A 26,053-nucleotide genomic window follows, 5' to 3' on the forward strand; every position below is an offset into this window, starting at 1 on the left:
TAAAATATAAATGAAAACAATAATTAGAATAGCTCGTGTAGAGCTTAGTGCCTTATTTTATTCACCTATTGCCTGGTTTTTGTTAATCCTTTTTCTCATTCAGACTGGTATGGTCTACACGGGAAAATTGGAGTCCTTTGTAACGACACAAGATCTGGGCGGACAATTAAATAACCTTACTTTTAACTTCTTTATTCATCCACAAATGGGTGGTATTTTTACTACGGGTGTGTTGAATAATTTATATCTGTACATTCCTTTAATCACGATGGGACTGATCAGTCGTGAAATGAATTTAGGGACAATCAAGTTGCTTTATTCTTCGCCTGTAAAACTCTCGAATATCGTATTAGGGAAATATGTGGCTATGTTGATTTTTAACCTTTGTATGATTCTGATATTGGGTATTGTTGTAGCCTTTGCATGTATCCATATCGAAGGAATAGACATGGGAATGATCTTCAGCGGCCTTTTAGGGATTTTTCTATTATTAAGTGCATACGCTGCAATCGGACTTTTTATGTCATGCTTAAGTAGCTACCAGGTTGTTGCAGCAATTGCAACTTTCGCAGTTTTTGCTTTTATGAAGTTTATTGGTACGCTATGGCAAGATTATGATTTTATTAGAGATTTAACTGGTTACTTGTCGATCTCTGGTCGTACAGAAAAGATGATTTCTGGACTCATTACTACACGTGATGTGCTGTATTATATTTTGATTACTGCAATGTTTTTAACTTTTGCCTGGCTTAAGCTTAGAGGAGGCCGGAAATCTGTTTCCTGGATGAAATCCATTGCCAACTACAGTCTTGTAGTGGTGATTGTTTTAGCCATAGGTTATGTCACCTCTATACCGAACTATATCGGCTATTGGGATACCACTCATATAAAAATGAATACCATTAGTAAAGGTGCGCAACAAACGTTAAAGGACCTTGGAGATGACCCTGTGGAAGTGACCACCTATATCAATTTGTTAGACAACACTTATAATGCAGGAGCACCAAGAAATAGAAATCAGGATAAGGCACGATGGGAACGTTATATTAGGTTTAATCCAAACATCAAGTTGAATTATGTATATTACTATGATAGCGTTCAATTTGCACCCTTATACACGAGTAATCCGGGTATGACATTAGCTCAAATTGCCCAAAAGCAAGCTAATGTATTTAAGATTGATCTGGATAGGTTTAAAACACCGGCAGAGATCAGAAAAACTATTGATTTATCGGGAGAATTGAACCGTGTGGTGATGCACGTTAAATATAAAGATAAGACGACTTTCCTTCGAACCTTTAATGATATGTTGTTTTGGCCAACTGAAACTGAAACAGCGGCGGCATTAAAACGTTTAACCGTTCCGCTTCCTAGAATTGCCTTTTTACAAGGTGAAGAAGAGCGTAGTATTGATAAATTGGGGGATAGGCATTACAAGCTAGCTACAAGTGAACTCAATGTGAGGTCTTCATTGATAAACCAAGGTTTTGATGTGGAAAGTCTGACATTAAAAGATGAAGAGATTCCTGAAGGATTGGCGGCATTGGTGATTGCAGATCCTCGTACCGAATTTGCACCAGAAGTCCTACAGAAAATTGAAAAATATATCGGGCAAGGCGGTAATCTGCTTTTAGCAGGTGAACCTGGAAAGCAATCGGTATTGAACCCAATTCTTAAGCGTTTAGGTGTGCAAATAATGGATGGCATTTTAGTACAAGAGGATAAGGACTTCGCAGCCGATCAGGTGAAGTCTTATGTATCTCCTCTAGGTGCAGAATTTGGCAAAAGGATAGGTAATCTATATAAAGAAAAAGTTGCTGTGAGCACAAAAGGTGTAGCTGGTTTGACGTTCACTAATGATGGTGATTTTAAAATCAAAACTTTGTTGACTACCGATGGAGCTGTGAGCTGGAACAAGAAAGATAAATTGGTATTAGATTCTGCAGATGTGGTTTATAATCCACAGGCCGGAGATGTAAAGGCGTCTATAGCTACAGCTTTGGCGCTAACGAGAATGGTAAGTGGAAGAGAACAACGCATTTTAGTTACTGGTGATGCTGATTTCCTGAGTAATATGGAATTAGGAAGAAGATTTCCTAGAACTGGAAATGCTGATTTTTATCAAGGATTTTTAGGCTGGCTCAGTTATGGCACGTTCCCGATTGAAGTGAGCTGGGATGCACCAGTTGACAATAAGTTGAACATGACAGGTGATGGTGTATCGAGAGTTAAATGGATATTGTTGGGTATTATTCCAGGCTTGCTTCTTTTGGCGGGAACGATTCTCTTGATCCGCCGTAAACGTAAATAAATATGCATTTTACAACAGACCAACAGACACTGAATGACCTGAACATTTTCGGGAAGCCGGGGTCAGATTCGATTTTCAGTTTGTTTGACAAAACGCAAACCAGAGGTGGGTCAGCCTATATACAAGAGATGTTTCGCTATCCGATGGCTGATGTGGATAAGATCAATCAGCGCGTAGCTGTATTGCAGTATTACACAGATTCTGGACTTACTTTTCCTTTTAAAACTGAACTTTTTGATGTCATAGAACAGTATTTGGAAAATACAGATGAGCGATCAAAATTACCAGCAAAGGCACCCTCTGTTGCAGATAGACTGAAGGGATTGATTGCTGAAGATCCACACCTGAAAAATATAGATGCTGGAGTCATGGCCATTCAGGAGCTTTTTGTAGCACTGAAAATCTTTTTTGAAAAGCCTACCTCTAGTCAAGTAGAGATTGAGGTAGAACCAATGAGGAAGTTGCTTTTGGATGCTGATCTTGAAGACTTTTTAAGAGAAAAGAACGGGAAAAGTTTGACTTATGAAACACTTGCCATTTATGACGTGTTATTGCGCTTTCGTATGCGTGAACGAATTAAAACTTGCTTACAATCTATTTATCGATTAGATGCTTATTTGTCAATCGCAAAATTGGCAAAAGATAAAGGATTCTGCTATCCCGTTGCTTCGTCTGCCAATCATCAAGAGGTGCTATTAGCAGGTGTTTATCATCCACATGTAAAGGGTGCTATTGCCAATTCTCTAGAGATTGATCCACAAGGAAACGTCATTTTCTTGACAGGTGCTAATATGGCGGGGAAATCTACCTTAATGAAATCATTGGGTATCGCAATGTATCTTGCGCATATGGGCTTCCCTATAGCCGCTAAAAGTATGTCTTTTTCTGTTAGAGAGGGGATTTATACCAGTATCAATTTACCAGATAACTTAAGTAAGGGAATCAGTCATTTTTATGCTGAAGTATTACGCATCAAAAAAGTATCTCAAGAGCTTGGACAAGATAAAAACCTGTTCATCATCATTGATGAGCTGTTCCGTGGAACCAATGTTAAAGATGCTTATGAAGCTACAGTAGCCATTACAGCAGCTTTTGCAGGCAAGAGGAACTGCATGTTTGTAGTATCAACCCATATTATGGAAGCTGGAGAAACCTTGAAAGCAAAATGCAGCAATATCAGGTTTGTTTATCTCCCAACTAAAATGGAGGGCACCAAGCCTGTTTACACTTACAGATTAGAATCTGGTATCACAGAAGATCGACATGGAATGATTATCGTGAACAATGAAGGGATAGTGGAACTATTGAACAAGAATAAACCCAAACGCTAAATTATGAGTTTTTTAATCGATAAACAGAGTTTAGAAGATCTGAACCTGCTGGGGAAATATAAATCCAATTCGATCTACAGTCTGTTCAATAAAACCAAAACATCAGGAGGAGAAAAGCTGTTGGAAGCTTTATTTCGAACGCCATTGTCAGATGCAGATCAAATCAACGTGCGTAGTTCTATTTTTGAATATTTCCATCAACAGCATCTGGTTTTTGCTTTTCAACGTGAAAATGTAGAGGCAGCCGAAGGGTATGTGAGTGAAGGTGTAGAAGGTAATTTTATTTTATCTGCAATAGGTATTCTACAGAAAAAGGTAGGAAGCATCGTGCTTCAATCTGAAGAATATGGTGTCTTGACTAAAGGCTTGCAGTCGATGGTTCAATTGCTGCAAGATGCTGCAACTTTCTTTGGTCAGCTTAAGCAAAGTAGTGCTCATCCCTTTCAAGAAAAACTGGATAAAACGAAGTCTATTTTTAAAGATCAAGGTGTCATCAACCTGTTAAATGAAAAAGAAATTGAAGAGCTGTCTGTTTTAAAAATTGCAAAATACAATTACTTATTGCGTGGCTCTTTGCAGCGAGATATGATACTGCTTTTTGAAGTGTTATATGAACTGGATATGTACATTGCAGTGTCTGACGTTGCAAGATCTAGAGGGATGGGTTATGCTAAGGCATTGCCTGCTACTACATGTCAATTAAAAGCAACTGGATTAAAACACCCAGTACTTGAAAAAGCGATTGCCAATTCAATTTCATTGAATCGAAAAGAGAATGTGCTCTTTTTAACGGGTGCAAATATGGCTGGTAAATCAACCTGGATGAAAACAATAGGTGCTAGCATATACCTGGCACATTTAGGAATGCCACTTGCTGCGGATAGTTTTGAGTTTTCTGTGATGGAGGGTATTTATTCTTCCATTAATGTGCCGGATAACCTAAATATGGGGTATAGCCATTTCTATGCTGAGGTTTTGCGAGTAAAGGAAGTAGCGCAAAAGGTGAGCGAAGGCAATAATTTACTGGTGCTTTTTGATGAATTATTTAAGGGTACAAATGTAAAGGATGCTTATGATGCAACTCTGGCAGTTTCAGAGGCCTTTGCAGCTTATACAAATTGCTTGTTTGTGATTTCTACTCATATTATTGAAGTTGGGGAGGAGTTGAAAGCGCGTCGTGAAAATGTCCAGTTTAAGTATCAACCAACTGTGATGGATGGCTTGATTCCCAAGTACACTTATCAATTGAAAGATGGTATTACCAATGATAGGCAAGGGATGATGATTATAGAGAATGAGCGGATTTTAGAGATTATTGAGAGATCGATATGATCCCAAATCAGAGAAGAATGAAAATTGATTTAAAAGTATATTTATTAGCCATTGGACTATTGATTTCAATGCCGGAAAAGCAGATTATTGCTCAGCAGAAAATAGAAAAGGAAGCAAAATTGCCATATCCTCTACTTCCTATTGATAAAGATATATTGATAGGAAAACTTCCCAATGGATTTACCTATTATATCCGCAAAAATACAGAACCAGGCAAGCGAGTGGTTTTGTATTTGGTAAATAAAGTGGGGTCTGTTTTAGAAGAAGATCATGAGGTGGGATTGGCTCATTTTGTAGAGCATATGGCCTTTAATGGGACTAAGAACTTTCCCGAAAATGAACTGGTTAGTTATCTGGAGCGTATGGGGGTAAGGTTTGGTGCGGATCTGAACGCTTATACCAGTTTTGATGAAACGGTATACCAGCTTCCTATCCCATCTGATAAGCCGGAGAATATAACCAGTGCAATTCAGATCATGCGTGATTGGTCGGCCGACTTACTCATGGATGATAAAGAAATAGAAGCGGAGCGTGGTGTGATTTTAGAAGAAAGGCGTTTACGCAAAGGAGTTTCTGAACGTATTCGTGAAGTTACAATGCCTGCCATATTGAACAACTCTCGTTATGTTAAACGCATGCCAATTGGTACGGAAGAGGTACTGAAGACCTTTAAACCAGAAACAATTAAGCATTTTTATAAGAAATGGTATCGTCCAAATTTACAAGCATTGATTGTAGTAGGCGATATTGATGTTAAAGAAATCGAAAAACAGATTAAGGCGAAATTTTCTGATTTGACTAATCCGAAAAATGCTCCGGAAAGAATCACTTATACATTGAATTTGGAAGGGAAGAACGACTTCGTTGCGATCACAGATCCCGAAATATCAAGCACCTCAATGCAACTGTTAATTAAGAAAGCTCCCGCTTTATTTAAGACAGAGGCTGATCTTCGAAATTCGATGGTTAAAACACTGTTCAATGGTATGCTTACTACTCGGTTGGGCGAGCTAAGCAAGCAAGAAAAGCCACCCTTTAAAGAAGGAAAGGTTTCATTTCCGGAATTGTTGGCCGGACTGAATTCAGTAAGCTTAACTGTTATTGCAAATTCAAGTGGATTAGAGAAAGGTTTTAAAGCGGTGCTGTCTGAGGTAGAACGTGTACGACAATTGGGCTTTACGCAAACAGAACTGGATAGGGTAAAAGGACTTTTGATGGACGGGCAGGAATATAGATACAATGAAAGGAGTAAAGTACCATCGGCTGCTTATGCAGATGAGTATGTTAAAGTCTTTTTGAAAGACCAGGCTAGCCCTGGTTCTGATTTTATACATAACTTCTATAAAACGAATATTCAAGGAATTACATTAGAAGAGGTCAATGCAGTAGTGAATGAGCTCGATTTCCATATCAATAGGAATATCATCATTACGGCTCCAGAAACCGAGAAAGCCAATCTTCCTACAGAGGAGATCGTTTTATCTTGGATTAAAGAAGTTAAAACGGAGAAGTTAGCAGCTTATAATGACGTAGCATATAATCAGCCATTGATGACGAACCTTCCTGCTAAAGGGAAGATCCTTAAGGAAAGCTATAGAAAGGATGTTGGGATTACAACTTGGACGTTAAGTAACGGGATGAAAGTGGTATTTAAACCAACTGATTTTAATAATGATCAGATTCTGTTCAGCTCATTTAGTCCGGGTGGAAACTCTATTTATAGTGATAGTGATTATCAATCTGCACTAAATGCAACTAGCATGGTAGTGAGTAGTGGGCTTGGTGAATATGATTCAAGGACCCTTCCAAAAATACTTTCTGGTAAGTCTGTAAGTGTGTCACCTTATATCAGCGAACGGTATGAAGGGATCAATGGGCAATCGAGGATCAAAGATCTGGAAACCGCCTTTCAGTTGATCTACCTTTATTTTACCGCTCCAAGGTTAGACCATGCGATGGTTAATGGGGCGATAGAAAATGCAAAGGTTAATATTCTTAAACGTTATAATAATCCGGACAATGTAATTGCGGATACAATTGGTAATGTCTTAGGGCAGTATCATTACAGACGTACAGCGCCAAGTTTGGAGAAAATGAATCAGATCTCCCCAGAACGTGCTTTGGAAATCTTTAAAGATCGTTTTTCAGATGCATCCGACTTTACGTTTGTTTTCACTGGTAGTTTAAATATTGATTCTCTTAAGCCATTATTTGAACAATACTTAGCGGCTTTGCCAAGCTTGAACCGCAAAGAAGCCGGTAAGGATCTTGGTATTCGTTTGCCAAAGGGAGAAATTAAGAAAACAGTTTTTAAAGGGAAAGAGGAAAAGGCTACTGTTCAGTTGATGTTTAGCGGTAAGTATAATTATTCTGACATGAATAACTGGAACATGAAAGCTTTGCAAGAAGTGTTGAAACTTAGGTTAATCCAACGATTAAGAGAAAAGGAAGGTGGGGTATATTCATCTGATGTTTCTGTCACTCATACAAAATTGCCAGTGCCCAGTTATTCATTAACGGTATCATTTGGTTGTGCTCCTGAAAATGTTGAGCGATTAATACTGGCTACTAAAGAAGAAATGGCATTCTTGGTGAAGAATGGTCCCTCGGATATGGATATTCAAAAATATAAAGCTGAGGAAGGCCGAATGATCGAACTTGCATTGAAGAAGAACTCTTATTGGCACAATAATCTTGTTTTCCGTCTTCAAAGTAAGGAGGATCCTGCTGAGATATTGAAGGTGAGTAAATTGATAAATAGTATTACAAAGAAAAGTGTACAAGGTTTAGCTAAGAAGTACTTGGGGGTTAAGGATGTAATTCAATTTGTTTTGCTCCCTGAAAAAGTTAAATAAGTGGTTACAAATAAATAAAAGGGCATGTATCAAAAGTACATGCCCTTTTGCTTGCAATATTGTGAGACTAAAAGTTTTCTGTCTTACTATGGTTTATTTGTTGCCGGTTACTCATAGTCGATTGATAATCAGTCGAATATTCTATTTCGAACATTGGGCAAAGATAATGTACTAAAACTTTCCACTCGTCAATTTTTTAATAAGTTGGTTATTAAAGGTATTAAATTTCACTTTTCTCAACATTTAAAGTTGTATGTGAAGCAGATGCGGTTAAAATTGGTTTCCGGTTTTCAGGTCCTTCAATTGAAAGTTTTTGAATTCACCTATCCCTGAAAATGCTATATTGATACCCATCACATTGCCCATTGGGTTATTATATTGGGTGTTATATAATTCCCTGCCATCAATAAATAATGTTACTTTTTTATCCCTGACCTGAAATTTCAATAAGCCGCTATTACTTAAATCATGACCAAAAGCCCTGAGATCGTACTTACTTCCGTCTTTTCTGTTTTCCGAAAATTGATAACTTGTCCATACCGTACATTCCGGCTTCATGATGCTGAAATAATGTCGGTCTTTTTCACCATAGAGCGTAACATTTACTTGTGAGCACCTTACGCCAGCCCTGTTTGCAGAGGTTTTCAGCTCAACTGAAAGTTCAAAATTGTCTGCGCTGATATTGGTTGGTTTTACATTAGAGAATGCAAGAAAGAAAGTTTTTAGGGTATCCACACCAGCACGGAATGCATCGTTCGCGGAGGCGGCAATGGTTTCGTGCGAACCGATGTCACCACGAACGGGGACAGGATAAACCCTTGTAGTGTCGTATAGATTATAACCTGTAACTGACCAGTCTTTCGTTTGAAGATAAACATACGCAGTATCTATAACTCTGTTTTTATAGAATAACAGAGGATAATACCTGCCTGGAACCTCATAATAGTGGTTCAGCATGTTACTTGTAAATCGTTGTCTTTTCGTTCTTCCATCTCCGAATTCGATAGAAAACTGATCTGCTGAGTCTGGAAGGTTTTTCTCAGCTACTAATTTAAAAATTGCAGAGTGAGGTGTGATTCCATCAGGATTGACACACATCAATTGAATGCCTTCAAATGGGGGAACCTCCTTGTCTGTGGGTTTCAAAACAATTATTGCTAATAGAAAGGCTATGCCCAGAAAAACGGAAGAGACCAGCCATGTAGCCCTGTTTTTTGCCTGCATATTGGGCGTGTATTCCCTTGTTTTGATATTCGGAACCTGCAGCTCAACCTGATCCGTATCCCGAAATTCAAATTTATCCCAGTTCTCATACCCTATAAACTGTGCAAGTGCATCACGCGTTGCCTTCTGAGGGTAGTATCGTTCAGATGTTTTGGACTTACCAAAGATACGCTTGAGCGTACTTTCACTTAACCGGATCTTTGTTTTACGTGAAAGCAGTCTGCTGAGGTTAATATAATCACTATTTGTCCACTCGGAAATCTGCTTTTCTCCGATCAGTCCGGCTATCTTCTGGCAGCATATATCCAGCTGCTGAAAAAAAGATGAGTTTTCGGCATGTTCAGAGTGCTTGTTTGTCATTGCTAATTGTCTGTTTAGTAGCTGCTTGTGTTGTTCATAATATTGGATATCATTTTGAACAAGGCACTATAGTATGGTGCTCTAGATCCCTTTATAATTTTATGTCAACCAAAACTTAAATCAGGTTGGCAAAGAACAATGTTTTTTAAAACTTAACCAAATATAAATGAAAAGAAAACTACTACTATTAGCAATGTTTTTAGGGCTGCAGTATGCCGCCTTTGCACAAAACAAAAAGGTATCAGGAAAAGTTATTGACGCAGTCACAAAACAGGCACTTTCCGGTGTAAGCATTACAGTACCCGACACAAAACTGGGAACTAGTACTAATGCTGAGGGGATGTTTAGTTTCGATGTACCCACAGGCACCTCAAACATTGTCCTGACCTATATTGGTTATCTAGAGCAGCTTGTTCAGGTTACAGGTCAGCCGTTGCAGGTTGGTTTAGTGGCCGACAATAAAGAGCTGAGTGAAGTTGTCGTTACCGGTTACGGTACGCAAAAAAGGAAAGACGTAACTGGTTCTATAGGAACGGTAAGCGGACGCGATGTAGCTGGAAGACAAACGGTGCAAATATCTGAAGCGTTGCAAGGCGCTGTTGCAGGTGTAACGGTTACACGTAGCAGTGGTGCTCCAGGTGCCGGTGCAAGCATACGAATACGGGGCATTACTACCACTGGAAATAACGATCCCTTATATCTGGTAGACGGAGTGCCGGTTTCTAATCTTGACAATGTGAACCCTCTTGACGTAGACAATATATCTGTGCTCAAAGATGCGTCATCAGCAGCTATTTATGGATCCAGGGGGGCAGCCGGGGTAGTGCTCATTACCACAAAAAGAGCGAAAAGCGGTCAGTCTGATTTGGAATATAATTATGAGTATGGTGTGCAAAAGCCTACTGCGCTGCCAGAGTTCGTCGGCGTAATTGATTATTTAAAGTATTTTAATGAGCGCGCCATAAACGATGGCGGAACGGCTCAGTATACCAATGCTTATATAAACGGGTACCTTGATAGTGTTAAGACCAATCCTAACTACTGGTTCAATACAGACTGGCAAGATCTGACTATGCAGCGCAACCTGGCACCGCGACAAAGACATGATTTGGTTTTAACAGTTGGAACAGGGAAACTGAAAACCAAGGCGTCGATAGGCTATCAAAATGCTATGTCTTTTTATGATAATTATGATTACCAGCGTTATCAGGTAAGAATTAATAACGATTTGCAAATTTCTGAAAAGCTCTCCGCCAATTTAGATATCGCTTATAAAAGAACGGGCACTAATAACGTAATTAATGCTGCGGGTTATAGTAATCCTATCTACGAGGGAAGAGTTCTGCCACCCATTTATGGAGCTTATTTTACTGATGGAAGGTTTGCGGATGGTAAAACCGGACGGAATCCGATGGCACAAATTGAAAATGGAGGTTTTAATAAATTTCTGGGAAACCAGATTGTAGGACGGCTTGCTGTTAATTTTAAGCCTATCAATGATTTGACGATAACAGCACTTGTTGCTCCGAGCTTTGATTTTGACAAAACTAAGGTCTACGCTCAGCAGGTTAAATTTTATGATTTTTTGCAGCCGACGAGGCAGATTTCAATTAACAGAGCAACCACCGATTTAAGTGAGGGCCGTACTGAGGATCGGATTCTCAACGGCCAGCTATTGGCAAATTATACAAAGACGATTGCAAAACATCATAGTATAACGGCGTTGGCGGGATACGAAGAAAACTACCGCTTTTATGAATCATTGTCAGCCTCCAGACAAGGATTTCCGTTAACAGGCTATCCCTACCTTACTTCCGGTTCTCAATTATTAAGAGATAACGATGGTACTGCTTTTGAAACTGCCCTTCGTTCCTTCTTTGGTCAGGTTACTTATGGCTTTAAAGACAAATATTTATTCCAGGGAAACCTTCGATATGATAAATCTTCCAGATTCGGAACTGCATACCGCGACGCGGTATTCCCATCTTTTTCCGTAGGCTGGGTACTTACACAAGAAGACTTTATGAAGGGCATCAAATGGTTATCGTTCTTTAAATTAAGAGGGTCACTGGGAGAAGTGGGAAATGAAAGGATCGGTAATTATCCTTATCAGGCCAATTTATCACCCAGTACAGCTTTACTCTACCAAGGTGCTTCAGTGGTTCCGGTAAATGGCTATGCACAGGTTGTGTTCAATATTCCTGATATCACCTGGGAAACTACACGTACTGCAGGTATTGGTGTTGATATGGCTTTTTTTAATAACAAGCTAAGTGTGACGGCAGATTATTTCAATAAAAAAACAAGAGATATCCTGTTGACCCGCGATATACCCAACTATGCAGGCTATGCAGATCCAACAGATAACCTGGGTATTGTCGGTGCTAAAGGTTTTGAGCTTGAGCTAAGCTGGCGTGATCGTATAGGTGAGCTAAACTACTCAATAGCCGCGAATATTTCTGACGCCAAAACGAAGGTGTTGGAAATTAGCAATATAGGAGCTTTGGGTAGCACTGTAAACATCGTCGGAGAGGAATTCAATTCCTGGTACGGATATAAATCTCTGGGAATTTTTCAAACTGCTGAAGAAGTAACCAATAGTGCCAAATTTACAAATAGCAAACCTGGCGACGTCAAATACCAGGATATGAATGGCAACAATGTGATCTCTTCGGTTGAGGACAGGGTAATCCTGGGAGGATCATTACCGCGATATTCCTATGGTGGAAATATCAGATTAGACTATAAGGGGATTGATTTTGGCTTGGTATTTCAAGGTGTGGCAAAAAAGTTAAGCCTTATGCCGTTTGAGCAGGCACAACCTTTTGCTGAAGATTTTGGAAACATGCCGGCAGCTTTGCCTGGAAGATTCTGGAGTACCAATAATACGCCTGAACAAAATCTCGATGCTAAGTTTCCAAGGCTTTCGAGGGCATCTAATGGCAATAATTATACGGTCTCAGATTTTTGGCTGTTAAGCGGCGCATATTTCAGACTAAAGAACATTACGGTTGGTTATACATTGCAACCTTCTTTTTTAAAGAAAGTAGGTGTTAAATCACTAAGATTCTACGCTGCTGTCAATGATTTATTTACTGTAGATAATTTCCCGAACTACATTGATGCGGATCCCGAAGCAGCCAACTTTGGATACCCCATCGTACAAACGTTTATGGGTGGGGCTGTTATCAAGTTTTAATTAAATTATATAGAAAGATAATGAAAACGAAAATTATATACCTGATAATATCAATTGCGCTAACATCTGCTGGATGTTCAAAACTCGATCTTAATCCTTTAGATGGCCCGTCCTCTGCGTCATTTTATGCTAACCAAAATGAGTTAGAGCTTGCCGTAAACGACTTATATAGACTGGATTTCTGGTCAAATGACAATGATTTATTTACTGATGATTTTTGGCACAGGGCTCAGCTGGGAAATGCTGTAACCTTCGGGACAATGAATGCCGATGATGGTACGGCCAATACCTTATGGACTAATGCTTACCGTGCCATTTCGAGGGTGAATACCTTCATCGCCAATAAAGACAAAGCCCTTGCCAACACTTCTGCAACAGTAATTAAAACCTACGAGGCTGAAATGAGGTTAATACGTGCTTATCAATATTCAAGATTAGTAACCCATTTTGGAGATGTTCCATTGATTACACAGCCAATTTCACTTGAGGAAGCTTATAAAGTTACCAGGGCCAATAAAGAGGAAGTACTGACTTTTGCTTTTTCAGATTTTGATTATGCTGCTGCCAACCTGCCGTCAACTTACACCGGCACACAAATGAAACGCCTAACAAAAGGTGCTGCATTGGCACTGAAAGCCAGAACTGCACTGTATGTCGGGAAATGGGAAATGGCAAGAGATGCTGCCAATGCAGTAATTCAACTGGGTTCAACAGCATACGACTTGCATCCGAGTTATCGTGATTTATTTTTAAAATCAGGCGAAACAAGCAAAGAGATTATCATCAGTATACCCAGAGACCAGACGCAACAAGTATTTAGTGGCGCGGCGTATGTTCAGGATTTTCTCCCACGTAACGCTACAGGTTTTGGAGCACAAATTCCGACCCGGGAAATTTTTGATAGCTACGAATGTACGGATGGCAAGCCCATCGATGAATCTCCGCTATATGATCCGAAGAAGCCATTCGCCAATCGCGATCCAAGGCTGACAGCAAACATTGTTGAATTTAGTACTCAGTGGATAGGATATTCTTATCAGCCCCACCCTGATACGCTTACTGTTTACAGTTCAAAGACCGGAACTAGAGTTCGCAATAATGATACAAGGACCAATGCCCAGTTTGCGAGCTTAACAGGTTTTTTGTGGAAAAAAGGAATTGACCAATCCTGGGCTGACCGGCTCGCAGAAGATAATGATCGAATCATTTTTAGATTGGCAGAAGTACTGTTGATCTATGCCGAGGCCAAAATTGAATTGGGAGAGGTGGATGCGTCTGTATTAAACGCAATCAACCGCGTCAGGGCAAGGGGATACGGAGTTGCAGTTACAGCTACATCATCTTACCCGGCTGTTACCACCTTCAACGCTGCTGAATTGAAAAAGATAGTAAGAAGAGAAAGGAGAGTAGAGCTAGTACTTGAGGGGCTGCGCTACATGGACTTGATCAGATGGAGGTTAGCTGAAAAAGCGCTGACACGTCCTGTTATAGGTTTGCCGGATCCTGCGGTACAGAATAGGTCTAAATGGCCTTTCCCTGGTGTAACGCCAATTGACGACGACGGTATCCCTGATTATACAGGGTTTGGAAAAGATGTAAAGGTGCTGGCTGAAAGAAACTTTGATAAAGAACGCCAGTATCTCTGGCCTATTCCTAACGTGGACAGGCTTCAGAATCCAGGATTGGGTCAAAACTTAAATTATTAACATAACTAATTATGAACGCGAATGGCTGAGGAATTAGTTCAGCCATTTTTTAATTACACAAATGAAAATAACATCAATTTTACAAGGCGGCGTATTTCTAAACTCGCTCCTGTTTATCACTCCATTTGCGATGTCGCAAACAAAACCATTGAAAGTGAGCGGTGTTTATCCACACCTTGCTACTTTTAACGAAAGCTGGACCTTACCGGGAGCCTCAAAGAAAGCAGGTGGAGATGGTGGCGAAAATGGTATTGGAGCGATTACACCCTGGGCCGGACAACTATGGATGATAACCTATTCACCGCACTTGCCAAAGGGTAGTTCAGACAAACTGTACAGCATTGATAAAGATCTCAATGTTACTATACATCCGGAAAGTATCGGTGGTACACCAGCCAATAGGATGATACACAGGGAGTCTAACCAGCTGATCACCAGTAATTATTTTATCGATGATAAAGGCAAAGTAAGGGTAATCCCCTTTACAGTTATGCCTGGCCGTATGACAGCGACTGCACGTCATTTAACTGATCCGGCCAACATGGTTTATTTTTATGATATGGAGGGGATGTTGTACGAAACAAATGTGCATACCCTCGCCGTAAAAAAGTTGTTTCATAAACCAGTGCCCGGATGGCATGGTAAAGGTGCATATACTTCACAAAAACAACTCGTAGTGGCCAATAATGGGGAAGAGGCTGTGTTTAAGTTGAAAAAAGAAGACCTCGAAGCTGGAGATCTGCCTAAAAATGAAGAAGATAAAGGAGTATTGGCAAGCTGGGACGGTAAAACCTGGAAAATCATTGAACGCAGACAATTTACCGATGTTACCGGGCCGGGAGGTATTTATGGTGCTCCGGATGACAAAAGTCCCTTATGGAGTATCGGATGGGATAAACGTTCGGTTTTGCTGAAGTTATTGGACAATGGACAATGGTACACTTACAGAATGCCAAAGGCCGCCCATACTTATGACCACAGGGGTGGGTGGTACACGGAGTGGCCTCGTATCCGCGAAGTAGGGAATGGTAAAATGTTAATGGACATGCACGGCATGATCTATGATTTTCCAAAGACATTTTCGAGAGGCAACAGCGGTGGAATTGTACCTTTAAACAGCCATTTGCGCTACATCCCCGATTTTTGTAGCTGGAACAACCAGATCGTGATATCCACAGACGAAACCACAATTCTGGAGAACCCGATGGCAGGACGCTCGCAATCTAACTTATGGTTTGGACAATGGGACGATTTGAAAACCTGGGGCGGTGCAACAGGTTGGGGTGGCCCGTGGGAAAATGATGAGGTTAAAGCTGGAATGGCATCTGACCCTTTCCTGATCAAGGGGTTTGATAAAAAGATCTTGCACCTTAGCCACAGTGCTGCGCAATCCGTGAGCTTTACCATTCAAATAGACAAAGCAGGGAATAACAAATGGACTGATTATAAGACTATCTCAGTGCCGGCCAGCGGTTACGAATATTTTATATTTCCTGCAGGTTTCGATGCCAACTGGGTTCGTCTGAAGTCGAATAAAGATTGTACAGCTTCTGCATTCTTCCACTTTACCGGTAAAATGCATGTAAAGAAAGATCCGATGTTCAATGCCATCGCTGATATTACAGACAAGGGGAGTGTTAATGCAAACCTGATCAGACCAGCAGGGCACAATAAGAACCTTCAGGTTTTAAATATCTCCGGTGATAAAAAACAATATAGTGAAATTGATGAAAAACTACAGGATGTAGCTAATGCTGCAGACAGTACAGCTCAAATGGAAAGAATACTGGCTTTAAAAAAGAATTATACGATAGATGAGGCCTCTGTGATCATTAAGGACAAAACCGGTACTTTCCGTATTCCTAAAACTTCAGCTGAGTATGAAAATTTTGCTTCACGAGACAGACGTGAGGTTGAATCTGAGCGATTTATGTTAAATATTCAGGGGACCTTTTATGAAGTAGGCCGTGAATCTGGCTTTATCGCTGTTCGACCGGTTACCACTCATAATAAGAGAATAACTGATTTTTGTACATGGAGGGGCTTACTCGTAATGAGTGGTACTAAGCAGGATGCAAAACCAGACGGACATTATTTTGCCAACGGCAAAAACGGATTGTGGTATGGGGGAATTGATGACCTTTGGAAACTTGGAAAACCAGTAGGAGAAGGCGGCGTCTGGAAAAACAGTGATGTAAAGGCAAATACACCATCATTACCTTATTTAATGACTGGCTACGACAGGAAATCTGTTAAGCTGACTTCAGGAGTGGATGTAAACATCACATTGGAAGTTGATTTTGATTTGTCGGGCTTTAAAAAGTTTAAAACCATTCATGTACCCGCAGGAAAAACTGTGGAATATGGATTTCCGGAAGGCTTCAGCGCACACTGGGTAAGGGCTGTGGTAGATAAAGACTGTAAAGCTACAGTCTGGTTTACTTATCAATAAGGAGGATAGGTATGACGAAAGAAAAAACATCCATTCAGCATTTACTGAGTGCCCCTGTAATTATAGCGGCACTTGGTTATTTTGTTGACATTTATGACCTGTTGCTTTTCGGAATAGTACGCGTTCCAAGTCTTACAGAACTGGGGCTTGATGAAGCTGGGGTTTCCATACAAGGTGCAAGTATTCTCAACTGGCAGATGAGCGGTCTGTTGATCGGAGGTGTACTCTGGGGGGTGCTGGGGGATAAAAAAGGCCGTCTATCAGTCCTGTTCGGCTCTATAATAACCTATTCCGTTGCGAATTTCGCCTGTGGATTTGTGCAGGATGTTACAACCTATAAACTATTCCGTTTTATAGCAGGTATAGGTTTGGCAGGCGAACTCGGGGCCGGCATTACCTTGGTTTCAGAGACTCTCCCCAAAAGGCTCCGTGCTATAGGAACCTCGGTAGTTGCTGGGGTAGGCCTTCTGGGGGCTGTGGCCGCTTATTTTACTGTCGAACTTTTTACATGGCGATATGCCTACTTCACGGGTGGTGGACTAGGCTTATTACTGTTAATTCTTCGTATTGGGGTTTTTGAATCTGGCATGTTCAAGTCCATGCAGACTTTCGAGGGGCTTAAAAAAGGTAACCTCGCTTCTTTCTTTACCAACAAAGACCGGCTAAAGCTATATTTGAAGTGTATTGGTATTGGCTTACCCACCTGGTACGTCATCGGCATACTCACTACTTTTAGCAATGAATTTGGCAAGGCACTGCATATTACCGAGAGCGTTAAGCCGGGGTTGGCCGTGATGTGGTGTTACGTTGGGTTGGCTGGAGGCGATCTTTTGAGTGGGATCATTAGTTATTATCTCGCGTCACGCCGAAGGGCTGTTACATTATTTATGATATTTACTCTTATAGGCAGTATTATCTATTTGTATGGAGGGGTGAAAACCGTTACTGGCCTGTACATCATGTGTGGCTGGCTTGGATTCGGTATAGGTTATTGGGCAATGTTCGTTACCATAGCGGCAGAACAATTCGGAACCAACATCCGTGCTACCGCCGCAACCACAATCCCTAATATGGTAAGGGGCACTGTTATAGGTATGACAACATTATATGCCTTCTTAAAACCTGTGATTTTTGAACTTCATGCCGCCGCTATAGTTGGCTTGATTTGCTTTGTAGTCGGATTTTATTGTATAATGACTGTCCCGGAAACGCACAACAAGGATCTGGATTTCATTGAGCCGGAATGACAATTTTTATAAATTAAAGCATTTTTAAATTTGACATAATACGTTTACCCGGCCTTCTGTTCTCCCGAACAGAAGGCTTCTTAGGTTTTACTCTTCCTTTTCCTAACCAAAAGGTAACAAATATATAGGAGTAAAATCCATCCAGGGATCAACTCAACAGATATTTTTAATCCTGTTACCCACATAATCACTAAAATACCTAAGAGAAATATGAGGCATATATAGTTTGATATCGGATAGATAAAAGAAGGGAATTTTGTTTTTATCTGATCTGCTTCCTTACTCTTTCTGAATTTCAAATGGGTAATGCTGATCATCAGCCAGTTGATGATTAGTGAAGATACGACCAGCGACATCAAAATCTCTAATGCCTTCTCGGGCATTAGTTTGTTGATGATAATACATATCGCAGCAAATAAGCTGGATATTAGAATTGCATTTATAGGTACCGAACTCTTATTCAGCTTCGATAAAAACGAAGGGGCATTTCCTTGTTCAGCTAAGCCAAATAACATCCTGCTGTTGCTGTAAACGCAACTGTTGTACACAGATAAGGCCGCAGTTAGCACAATGACATTAAGCGCATTGGCAATTATACTTGTAAAGTAAATGGTTTTGCCCATAAGGGTAAACTGAAAGCCTTTTAAACTATCAAAAACCATCACAAACGGACTACTATCGGTGGTGATATTTTTCCATGGAGATAATGAAAACAGGATTACAAGCGCACCTACATAAAAAATAAGAATCCGGTAAATTACCTGATTGGTTGCCTTTGGAATCGTTTTCTCAGGCTGCTCTGCCTCTGCGGCTGTTATCCCGATTAATTCCAATCCACCGAATGAAAACATGATTAACGCTATTGCAGCAAATAACCCCTGATAGCCACCTTTTCCATCTCCACTAAATAAACCTTTTGCAAAAAATCCTCCATCGTTCCATAGGTTCTGGACACTTGCCTGTTGACCTCCGTTACCACTAAAAAGCAGATAAATACCAAAAATGATCATGGCAATAATGGCTACCACTTTTATGATTGAAAACCAGAACTCTACCTCGCCATACACCTTAACCGAAGTGAGGTTTAGAGCATTAATTGCTATGAAAAAGAAAAGACTGGAAGACCATAACGGGATTTCAGGCCACCAGAAATGTACGTAAATTCCAATAGCGGTCAGCTCAGACATACTTACCAGGATATACAATACCCAATAGTTCCAGCCAGAAGCGAAGCCTGCAAAAGGCCCCCAGTACTTATTGGCAAAGTGACTAAAACTACCAGAGACAGGTTCTTCTACCACCATTTCACCTAACTGGCGCATGATAAAAAAAGCAATAATGCCGGCTAGTGCATAGCCTAAGATTACAGAAGGGCCAGCCAATACAGCCGCTGGACCAATGCCTAAAAATAATCCGGTTCCGATGGCTCCACCAAGGGCAATTAACTGAATGTGCCTGTTTTGTAAACCTCTTTTGAGTTTTTGCTCTTCAGGCTTTTCGCTAGCTTGTTTCAATATTTATGGTTTTATTCAATAACAATATGAGTATCACTCAGAATTTCAGCAAAAGTGGGAACTTATATTGAATATTTTGCTTTTTCCTTTAGTTAAACTGTTTGGGTTTCAGTTTTTGTGCTGCAAGTTCTGCTATTTCGGTCACTCTTTTTTGTCTGGTTTCTGGCCGTTTGGCCATAATAAGCCAGTGCAGTATCATCTTTTTAACGGACTTACTCAGACCGTTGAAATAGTCTGCTGAACCTGGCTGTGATTGGAATGCGTCCTCCAGATCTTTTGGTATGACCAACTCCTCTACATCATCCAGGATAGACCAGGAGCCATTTTTCTTTGCTACTTCAATGGTTTTAAAACCCGCGGCTGTCATCAGCCCTTCTTCTATCAGCCGTTGAACTTTTGCTTTGTTAATCTTTGACCAGTTACTCGTTGGCTTCCGTTTACAGAAGAATTGCGCATAGCTTTCCTCGTCAATCGTTCTCCTCGTGCTGTCAATCCAGCCAAAGCAAAGCGCTTCATCAACTGAATCGCTCCAGGTTATACTCGGCTTGTCCGATTTTTGTTTATACTGGACAAGCCAAACAGATTGGCTGGAATTATGGTTTTCTTTTAACCATTGTCTCCATTCTTCCCGACTTGACGGACAAAAAGTTTCTATTTCCTTGTTTTGCATCATATGACTGTTTTGTTGCAATTAAAATAATACTTCTAACTATTACGAGTTTTTAAAGGCCTATCTGGAGATTTATTATTCCAATAAGATAGAAGTCATTTGCTCGGGATTATCAAGAAACCCTTTATACAACTGATAAGTCTCAGTCTCTTTATACTTCACTTTATAAACGCCTTCCGGTGTCATCTGGTAAATAGTGGCATCCGGATAGGCTAATATAATCGGGGAATGTGTGGCTATAAGGAACTGAGAACGTTTATTTACCAGCTTGTCGATTTGCGCAAGCATGGCCATTTGGCGCGTAATGGACAATGCCGACTCAGGTTCATCCAAAATATAAAGACCTGAGCCACCGAAACGATGCATGAACAAGGACCAGAACGACTCACCATGCGATTGTTTATGTAAAGATTTGCCACCATACGAATCGATGATGCGCCCTCCTAATCCTGGTTCTGAATCCCGAGAGTCTATTTCAGATGCCAGGTTGTAAAAGCTCTCACTTCTTAAAAAGAAGCCGTCCCGCATCTTATGGACACCTTTTGAAATTCTCAGGTAATTATGTAAGCTGGAATGGGTAGCCTGTGTATCAAAATTGAAATTCTTACTTCCACCCTCTGCATTAAAACCTAAATTAACAGCTATGGCTTCCAGTAACGTTGATTTACCCAATCCGTTTTCTCCGATCAGATAAGTGACTTTCGGATGAAAGGTCATTTTCTTACAGTGTTGTAAGGTCGGAATGTCAAAAGGGTAATCTGTGGAAATATCCTCTGGCAAATCTAACTGAAGGTTATTGATGTATCCGTAAAAATCCATGATCCTTTAATATATGCTGCAATTATAGGGGATAATTATAAAGAAAGCTATGGTTACCAGAAGGAAATAATTAGTTCGGCCCGGATCGGGTTGTTATTATCTTTACATTGTCTATATTGTATTTGAAAGCAAGAAAATTAACCATCAATGTTTAGACTAACTTATTTTGCCGCTATATTATTCCTTTGTACACTTTGTCTTAATAGCATTGCTGCAGTATATGATCCTTTGGTACAAGAAGTTCCCGTAATAGAACAGATTGAAACGTTAAATAAAAAGGCCAAACAACTAAATAGAGATGCTACCAATCAGGCGATTGCCTATGCTTATAAGGCCTACTTGCTGGCTTACGAGAATAAATTGCGACTTCAGCAAGCTGATGCATTGGTTATTCTTGCCGAAGGTTATTTGTACAATGATATTTACGATCTGGCGCTCGAATATGGATTTAATGCGCTGGAGATTTATAAAGAAAAGGGCACAAATGAACAGATTGGAGCCACTTATACTTTATTGGGCTGGACTTATTATGATGTCGAAAATGCCGAGCTTTCTCTAAAATATCATACGCTCGCATACAATTTATATAAAAATGCAGGCAATGAACAGAAAGCATCGATTTCTTTAAACGGATTAGGGTTAATATATCAGTTGAAGAATGAATTTAAAAAGGCTGCTGATTATTTTAATCAGGTATTAGTGCTGGCAAATAAATTCAAAAATAAAACATTAGTCAGTGCTGCATACAATAACCTGGGGATCAGTAGTAACAATACCGGGGATTATGAGCAGGCTATCCGGTATTTTCAGCTGGCACTACAGTATTCAACGGGACAGCTACTTTCGCTGGCCGAAATACATAATCAAATGTCCTTCTCGCTGGTTAAACTTGGTCGTTACCAGGAAGCAGAGCAATCGCTCAATAAGGCATTTACCTATATTGAACAATCAACATCTAATTCGAAGAAAGAAAACCTGTTAGATTATTATAAAATTTTCTCCCAGCTCTACCAGGTTACGGGCGATTATAAACGTGCTTATGAATATGTACAAAAATATAATAATGCACGCGAAGAATTTCTATCAAAGAATAAGATAAACGCTTTATTGACGCTCACCATGAAACGTGAGGCACAAGAAAAAGAGCGGCAGATTAAAGCATTGAGCCTGGAAAAGAGTTTAAAATCCTATCAGCGAAATACACTGGCCATCATTGTGGTTTTGTTAGTGATCATAGGCTTTCTGCTTTATAATAAACTGCGTAGCAGACAAAAGAAAAATGCAGAACTGGCTGAAGTCAAGCAACAGTTATTGAGTAATAAACTGGAATTTAATCATGTGGAACTTAAGAATTACACCATGTATATGGCGCACAAGAATGAAGTGATCAGTAATTTTATTGAAGAACTGGGAATCCTTGAAAAGGCCGGGGGCGATGATATACTGCAACGTCTTCATAAACTCGTAAATAAGTTTCGTTATGATGTGAATAGCGAAAAATATATCGAAGATTTCAATTTACAGATCGAAACCAAGTACCAGGATTTCTTCTACAACTTACAGCAAAAATTTCCTACGCTTACCCAAAATGAAAGAAGGTTATGCGCACAAATCAGACTCAACTTATCCATTAAAGAAATAGCTTCCTTGAACAATATCTCTGTTAAGTCTGTGGAAATGGCAAGGTATCGGTTAAGAAAGCATTTTGAATTGTCGACAAATGACAGCCTTAATGATTTCTTAAAGGCCTTTTAAATGCATTTGAGCGCCCTTGTAGAGGTGGTGTAGGGGTGAAATGCGTGTGAATGTAGGGGTAGTGAAAATCGTTTTTTCGACCCTTTAATATTTAGGTTTGAGTAACCAATCACCGGATCAGCAGGTTCGGAATTAAATCAACTTTTTAAACCAAATATTATGATTAAAAATTTACGTTGGCCAATTCATTTTCTTTTTGGACTATTTTTTTTGTTCAATACAGGTGAAAGCTTTGCCCAGGACAATCTGGTCAAAGGACAGGTCTTAAATGAAATAGACCAGCCAATTGCTGGTGTCAGTGTCAAAATAAAAGGAACTTCTATTGGTACTGCTTCTGATGCTTCCGGGCGTTTCGTCATTAAAGCATCCGGAACGGATATCCTGGTGTTTTCAGCCATAGGATTTACAACACAAGAAGTAACTGCAATTCCCGGAAAAGAGATGAGTATTAAACTACTAATGGATACGAAAGGTCTGGAGGAAATTGTGGTGGTCGGTTATGGAACCCAGAAAAGAAGTAACCTGACTAGTGCGGTAAGTTCTGTTAGCGGGGAGAAATTAGGTAAGGTTGCATCTAACAACCCCGTAAATGCATTACAGGGAAGAGTTGCAGGTTTATCTGTTAGCAGTCCCGGAGGTAACCCTGGTCAGTCTTCAGATGTACGGTTAAGAGGAATTGGTACATTTGGTGTACACCAGCCGCTGTATATTATTGATGGTGTTCCCGGAGATCCATATTATTTGAGTAGTAATGATGTTGCATCGGTAGAAGTATTAAAGGATGGTGCCGCAGCTTCCATTTACGGATCAAATAGTGCAAATGGGGTAATTTTGATCACGACAAAAAAGGGTAAAAAAGGTGCACCAATAATTGATTTTTCTGCTGCCTACAGTACGGTAAAACCTACGGATAAGTATAGTTTTTTAGATGCAGATGGGTACAAAAAACTTCATAATATGATGTACACCAATGCCGAGGTCGATCCTGCCGATTTTCCGGCTTACATTGCAAAAACGAGCAGTGTAAATACCAACTGGCAGGACCTGATTAACAGAACAGGGGTCTCACAAAATTACAATGTTGGATTAAGTGGTGGCGGTGATTACCTGACTTATGCATTAAGTGGTGATTTGACCGACGATAAGGGAACTTTTATTGGATCTAATTTTAATAAGAAATCTGTAAAATCAAGGAACGACTTTACCAAAGGGATACTGAATGTCAGTAGTAACATCATTTATACGGAAACAATTACTGAAGCTGCTAAATTTAATCTGAAAGACAGTTACTTCCAGTCTCCCTTACTTCCCGTTTTTGATAGCAATGAGAAATATGGGTATGCCTTAACCATAGATGATCTTCCTAAATTTCAAAACCCTATTGGAACAGATCATTTTATGGACGTAAATTCCAAGACAAGATATCTGGCCGGAAATGTGAAATTTAATCTGAAGCTCTATAAGGGACTAAGCTATACTGCAAACCTGAGCTATATCAATGCCCAAACAGACGATTATTCACATAACCCCTCCTTCAGATCAAATGCCAATGATCCGGAGGTGTCGTATCCTAATGTGTTTAACCGTACTTCAAATTACAAAGAGCGTTTAATGGAACATTTGTTAAACTATGATCTGGATATAGAAAAACATAGCTTTAAATTACTCGCTGGTTATACGGCACAGGAAAAAACTAATCGCTTTTTAAGCGCATCAGTGGATGGGAAAACAATTATTAGAACTGTAGTAAATGGTAGGATTGTTGAGACAGAGGTGCCCGGCGGATTTCGTAATCCCGATTTTAATACAATTACAGCAGGATTGGGTGGAACCTTCAATGCTGCCGGATCAAACAATAAATATGTACGCCTGTCGACGTTAGCCAGGTTAAATTATGCGTACGACAATAAGTATTTATTGCAGGTTTCAGTACGTCGTGACGGTTCTTCTGTATTCGGTGAAGGCAGAAGATATGGTGTATTCCCTTCTGTGTCGGTGGGCTGGAATATGAATAAAGAAAGCTTCCTGCAAGATGTAACATGGTTGAACAATTTAAAGCTTAGAGCAAGTTATGGAGAGCTTGGAAACGAAGGCGCTTTGGGCTATTATGATCACCAGGCATTGATTACAACGTCCAATACCTGGGCTGGAGGTTATGTTCAGGGATCTGGAGGTACACCCTGGCCAGGCTCAGCAAGTTATACGCTGCTAAACCGGGATTTACAATGGGAAACTATAAAATCTAAAAACCTTGGTTTGGACTTTGGATTGTTCAATAGTTCATTAACAGGTTCATTAAACTATTATGAAAATGTAACGGATGGTTTATTGATCACGAAGGAAGTACCTCCATCAGCAGGATTAAGAGACCCTATTCTGAACGTTGGAAAAATCTCTAATAAAGGTTTAGAACTCGAAACAAACTACCATTTTACTAAAAACGACTGGAACTTTGATCTGGGCGGAGCCTTTAGCCTATTAAAAAACAAGGTAGTTAGTCTTGCCAATTCAAACCAGGTATTGTTTGGCACAGGACTAAGGTTTGGCACAGATCATATCCCTACCCAAACTATTGTGGGAAAAGAAATTGGTGCATTTTATTTGTATGAAGCCGACGGAATATTTCAGTCGGATGCGGAAGCTGCTAATTATAAAAATGCAGAGGGCGATGTGTTACAGCCAGAAGCTATGGCTGGTGATATAAAATTTAGAGATACAAACGGTGATGGAACCATAGATGAGAAAGATAAAACTTACCAGGGATCAGGATTTGCCAAATACGAATACAGTTTAAACCTGGGGGTTTCGTTTAAGAACTTCGATTTGTCACTCTTTTGGCAAGGTGTGGGTGGAAACAAACTCTACAATGGAAACCGATTTGAATTGGAAGGAATGGATGCGGGAAGGAACTTTTTAAGTAGTACATTGAATGCCTGGACACCGCAAAATACCAATACCGATATGCCCCGTGCTGTGCTGGGAGATCCAAACAGAAATGCAAGGGAGTCGACAAGGTTCCTGGAAAATGGAGCATACTTAAGGTTAAAGTTAGTTCAGCTTGGGTATACGCTTCCTCAGGATTTGTTAAAGAAAATGAAGTTTTCAAAGCTGAGGGTTTATCTGAGCGGTCAGAACCTGATTACGTTGACAAAGTATTCAGGTCTGGATCCCGAGGTTGGAACATTTAGTGCTTTGGATACAGGAGTAGACCGAATGTTGTATCCGCAAAATAAGAGATTACTGGCGGGTGTTCAATTGACTTTTTAATCCATTCAATT

At 40.1% G+C, this 26,053-nt stretch carries 14 protein-coding genes; 10 read left to right on the top strand and 4 right to left on the bottom strand.

All coding sequences use genetic code 11. The features are described 5' to 3' along the window. The first annotated feature begins 10 nt into the window (after nucleotides 1-10). From R2Q84_RS13625 to R2Q84_RS13640, 4 genes are read left to right on the top strand one after another with little or no spacing between them, the layout of a single operon-like run. Entirely contained in the window at nucleotides 11-2,311 is a 2,301-nt protein-coding gene (locus tag R2Q84_RS13625; RefSeq protein ID WP_316817104.1) for a Gldg family protein, read from the top strand. Between the two features lie 2 nt (nucleotides 2,312-2,313). Further along, a complete protein-coding gene (locus tag R2Q84_RS13630) occupies nucleotides 2,314-3,642 on the top strand; it encodes a MutS-related protein (protein WP_316817105.1) in 1,329 nt (442 codons plus the stop codon). A 3-nt stretch (nucleotides 3,643-3,645) separates the two neighbouring features. Continuing rightward, on the top strand, nucleotides 3,646-4,974 hold the full coding sequence (locus R2Q84_RS13635; protein WP_316817106.1) for a MutS-related protein: 1,329 nt from the start codon (nucleotides 3,646-3,648) through the stop codon (nucleotides 4,972-4,974). A 17-nt stretch (nucleotides 4,975-4,991) separates the two neighbouring features. After that, on the top strand, nucleotides 4,992-7,829 hold the full coding sequence (locus R2Q84_RS13640) for a M16 family metallopeptidase (RefSeq protein ID WP_316817107.1): 2,838 nt from the start codon (nucleotides 4,992-4,994) through the stop codon (nucleotides 7,827-7,829). A gap of 270 nt (nucleotides 7,830-8,099) precedes the next feature. On the opposite strand, the gene R2Q84_RS13645 is transcribed toward R2Q84_RS13640, so the two are convergent. Further along, on the bottom strand, nucleotides 8,100-9,413 hold the full coding sequence (locus R2Q84_RS13645) for a hypothetical protein (protein WP_316817108.1): 1,314 nt from the start codon (nucleotides 9,411-9,413) through the stop codon (nucleotides 8,100-8,102). Nucleotides 9,414-9,579: 166 nt separating this feature from the next. Here R2Q84_RS13645 and R2Q84_RS13650 point away from each other — a divergent pair, with 166 nt between their 5' ends. The 4 genes from R2Q84_RS13650 to R2Q84_RS13665 all read left to right on the top strand — a co-directional run bounded on the left by R2Q84_RS13650 (nucleotide 9,580) and on the right by R2Q84_RS13665 (nucleotide 18,017). Further along, entirely contained in the window at nucleotides 9,580-12,612 is a 3,033-nt protein-coding gene (locus R2Q84_RS13650) for a TonB-dependent receptor (protein WP_316817109.1), read from the top strand. 20 nt (nucleotides 12,613-12,632) lie between these two features. After that, on the top strand, nucleotides 12,633-14,318 hold the full coding sequence (locus R2Q84_RS13655) for a RagB/SusD family nutrient uptake outer membrane protein (protein WP_316817110.1): 1,686 nt from the start codon (nucleotides 12,633-12,635) through the stop codon (nucleotides 14,316-14,318). Between the two features lie 61 nt (nucleotides 14,319-14,379). Further along, entirely contained in the window at nucleotides 14,380-16,770 is a 2,391-nt protein-coding gene (locus tag R2Q84_RS13660) for a hypothetical protein (RefSeq protein WP_316817111.1), read from the top strand. A gap of 11 nt (nucleotides 16,771-16,781) precedes the next feature. Then, nucleotides 16,782-18,017 (top strand): MFS transporter, encoded by a 1,236-nt coding sequence (locus R2Q84_RS13665; RefSeq protein WP_316817112.1) that lies wholly within the window; start codon nucleotides 16,782-16,784, stop codon nucleotides 18,015-18,017. A gap of 80 nt (nucleotides 18,018-18,097) precedes the next feature. On the opposite strand, the gene R2Q84_RS13670 is transcribed toward R2Q84_RS13665, so the two are convergent. The 3 genes from R2Q84_RS13670 to R2Q84_RS13680 form a co-directional block, all read right to left on the bottom strand. Beyond that, nucleotides 18,098-19,531: an amino acid permease gene (locus tag R2Q84_RS13670; RefSeq protein ID WP_316817113.1), complete on the bottom strand. Its 1,434-nt coding sequence runs from the start codon at nucleotides 19,529-19,531 to the stop codon at nucleotides 18,098-18,100. 88 nt (nucleotides 19,532-19,619) lie between these two features. After that, nucleotides 19,620-20,204, bottom strand: coding sequence for a YdeI/OmpD-associated family protein (locus R2Q84_RS13675; protein ID WP_316817114.1), 585 nt, complete (start codon nucleotides 20,202-20,204; stop codon nucleotides 19,620-19,622). A gap of 72 nt (nucleotides 20,205-20,276) precedes the next feature. Continuing rightward, nucleotides 20,277-21,020 carry an AAA family ATPase gene (locus R2Q84_RS13680; RefSeq protein ID WP_316817115.1) on the bottom strand — a complete coding sequence of 248 codons (744 nt, stop codon included), beginning with the start codon at nucleotides 21,018-21,020 and terminating at the stop codon, nucleotides 20,277-20,279. Between the two features lie 147 nt (nucleotides 21,021-21,167). Between R2Q84_RS13680 and R2Q84_RS13685 the strand changes: the two genes are divergently transcribed. Further along, nucleotides 21,168-22,775: a tetratricopeptide repeat protein gene (locus tag R2Q84_RS13685; RefSeq protein ID WP_316817116.1), complete on the top strand. Its 1,608-nt coding sequence runs from the start codon at nucleotides 21,168-21,170 to the stop codon at nucleotides 22,773-22,775. Nucleotides 22,776-22,934: 159 nt separating this feature from the next. Next, the gene (locus tag R2Q84_RS13690) at nucleotides 22,935-26,042 is read left to right on the top strand and encodes a TonB-dependent receptor (protein ID WP_316817117.1); all 3,108 of its coding nucleotides are present in this window, start codon (nucleotides 22,935-22,937) and stop codon (nucleotides 26,040-26,042) included. Nucleotides 26,043-26,053: the final 11 nt, after the last annotated feature.

The organism is Pedobacter nyackensis, assembly GCF_032678475.1.
In the GTDB taxonomy this organism is placed as follows: domain Bacteria; phylum Bacteroidota; class Bacteroidia; order Sphingobacteriales; family Sphingobacteriaceae; genus Pedobacter; species Pedobacter nyackensis_A.

Coding starts and splice junctions, on each gene's coding strand:
- R2Q84_RS13640 (WP_316817107.1), top strand. CDS start 4,992: ATGAAAATTGATTTAAAAGTATATTTATTAGCCATTGGACTATTGATT.
- R2Q84_RS13645 (WP_316817108.1), bottom strand. CDS start 9,413: ATGACAAACAAGCACTCTGAACATGCCGAAAACTCATCTTTTTTTCAG.
- R2Q84_RS13685 (WP_316817116.1), top strand. CDS start 21,168: ATGTTTAGACTAACTTATTTTGCCGCTATATTATTCCTTTGTACACTT.
- R2Q84_RS13655 (WP_316817110.1), top strand. CDS start 12,633: ATGAAAACGAAAATTATATACCTGATAATATCAATTGCGCTAACATCT.
- R2Q84_RS13675 (WP_316817114.1), bottom strand. CDS start 20,204: ATGATGCAAAACAAGGAAATAGAAACTTTTTGTCCGTCAAGTCGGGAA.
- R2Q84_RS13690 (WP_316817117.1), top strand. CDS start 22,935: ATGATTAAAAATTTACGTTGGCCAATTCATTTTCTTTTTGGACTATTT.
- R2Q84_RS13665 (WP_316817112.1), top strand. CDS start 16,782: ATGACGAAAGAAAAAACATCCATTCAGCATTTACTGAGTGCCCCTGTA.
- R2Q84_RS13625 (WP_316817104.1), top strand. CDS start 11: ATGAAAACAATAATTAGAATAGCTCGTGTAGAGCTTAGTGCCTTATTT.
- R2Q84_RS13650 (WP_316817109.1), top strand. CDS start 9,580: ATGAAAAGAAAACTACTACTATTAGCAATGTTTTTAGGGCTGCAGTAT.
- R2Q84_RS13635 (WP_316817106.1), top strand. CDS start 3,646: ATGAGTTTTTTAATCGATAAACAGAGTTTAGAAGATCTGAACCTGCTG.
- R2Q84_RS13630 (WP_316817105.1), top strand. CDS start 2,314: ATGCATTTTACAACAGACCAACAGACACTGAATGACCTGAACATTTTC.
- R2Q84_RS13660 (WP_316817111.1), top strand. CDS start 14,380: ATGAAAATAACATCAATTTTACAAGGCGGCGTATTTCTAAACTCGCTC.
- R2Q84_RS13680 (WP_316817115.1), bottom strand. CDS start 21,020: ATGGATTTTTACGGATACATCAATAACCTTCAGTTAGATTTGCCAGAG.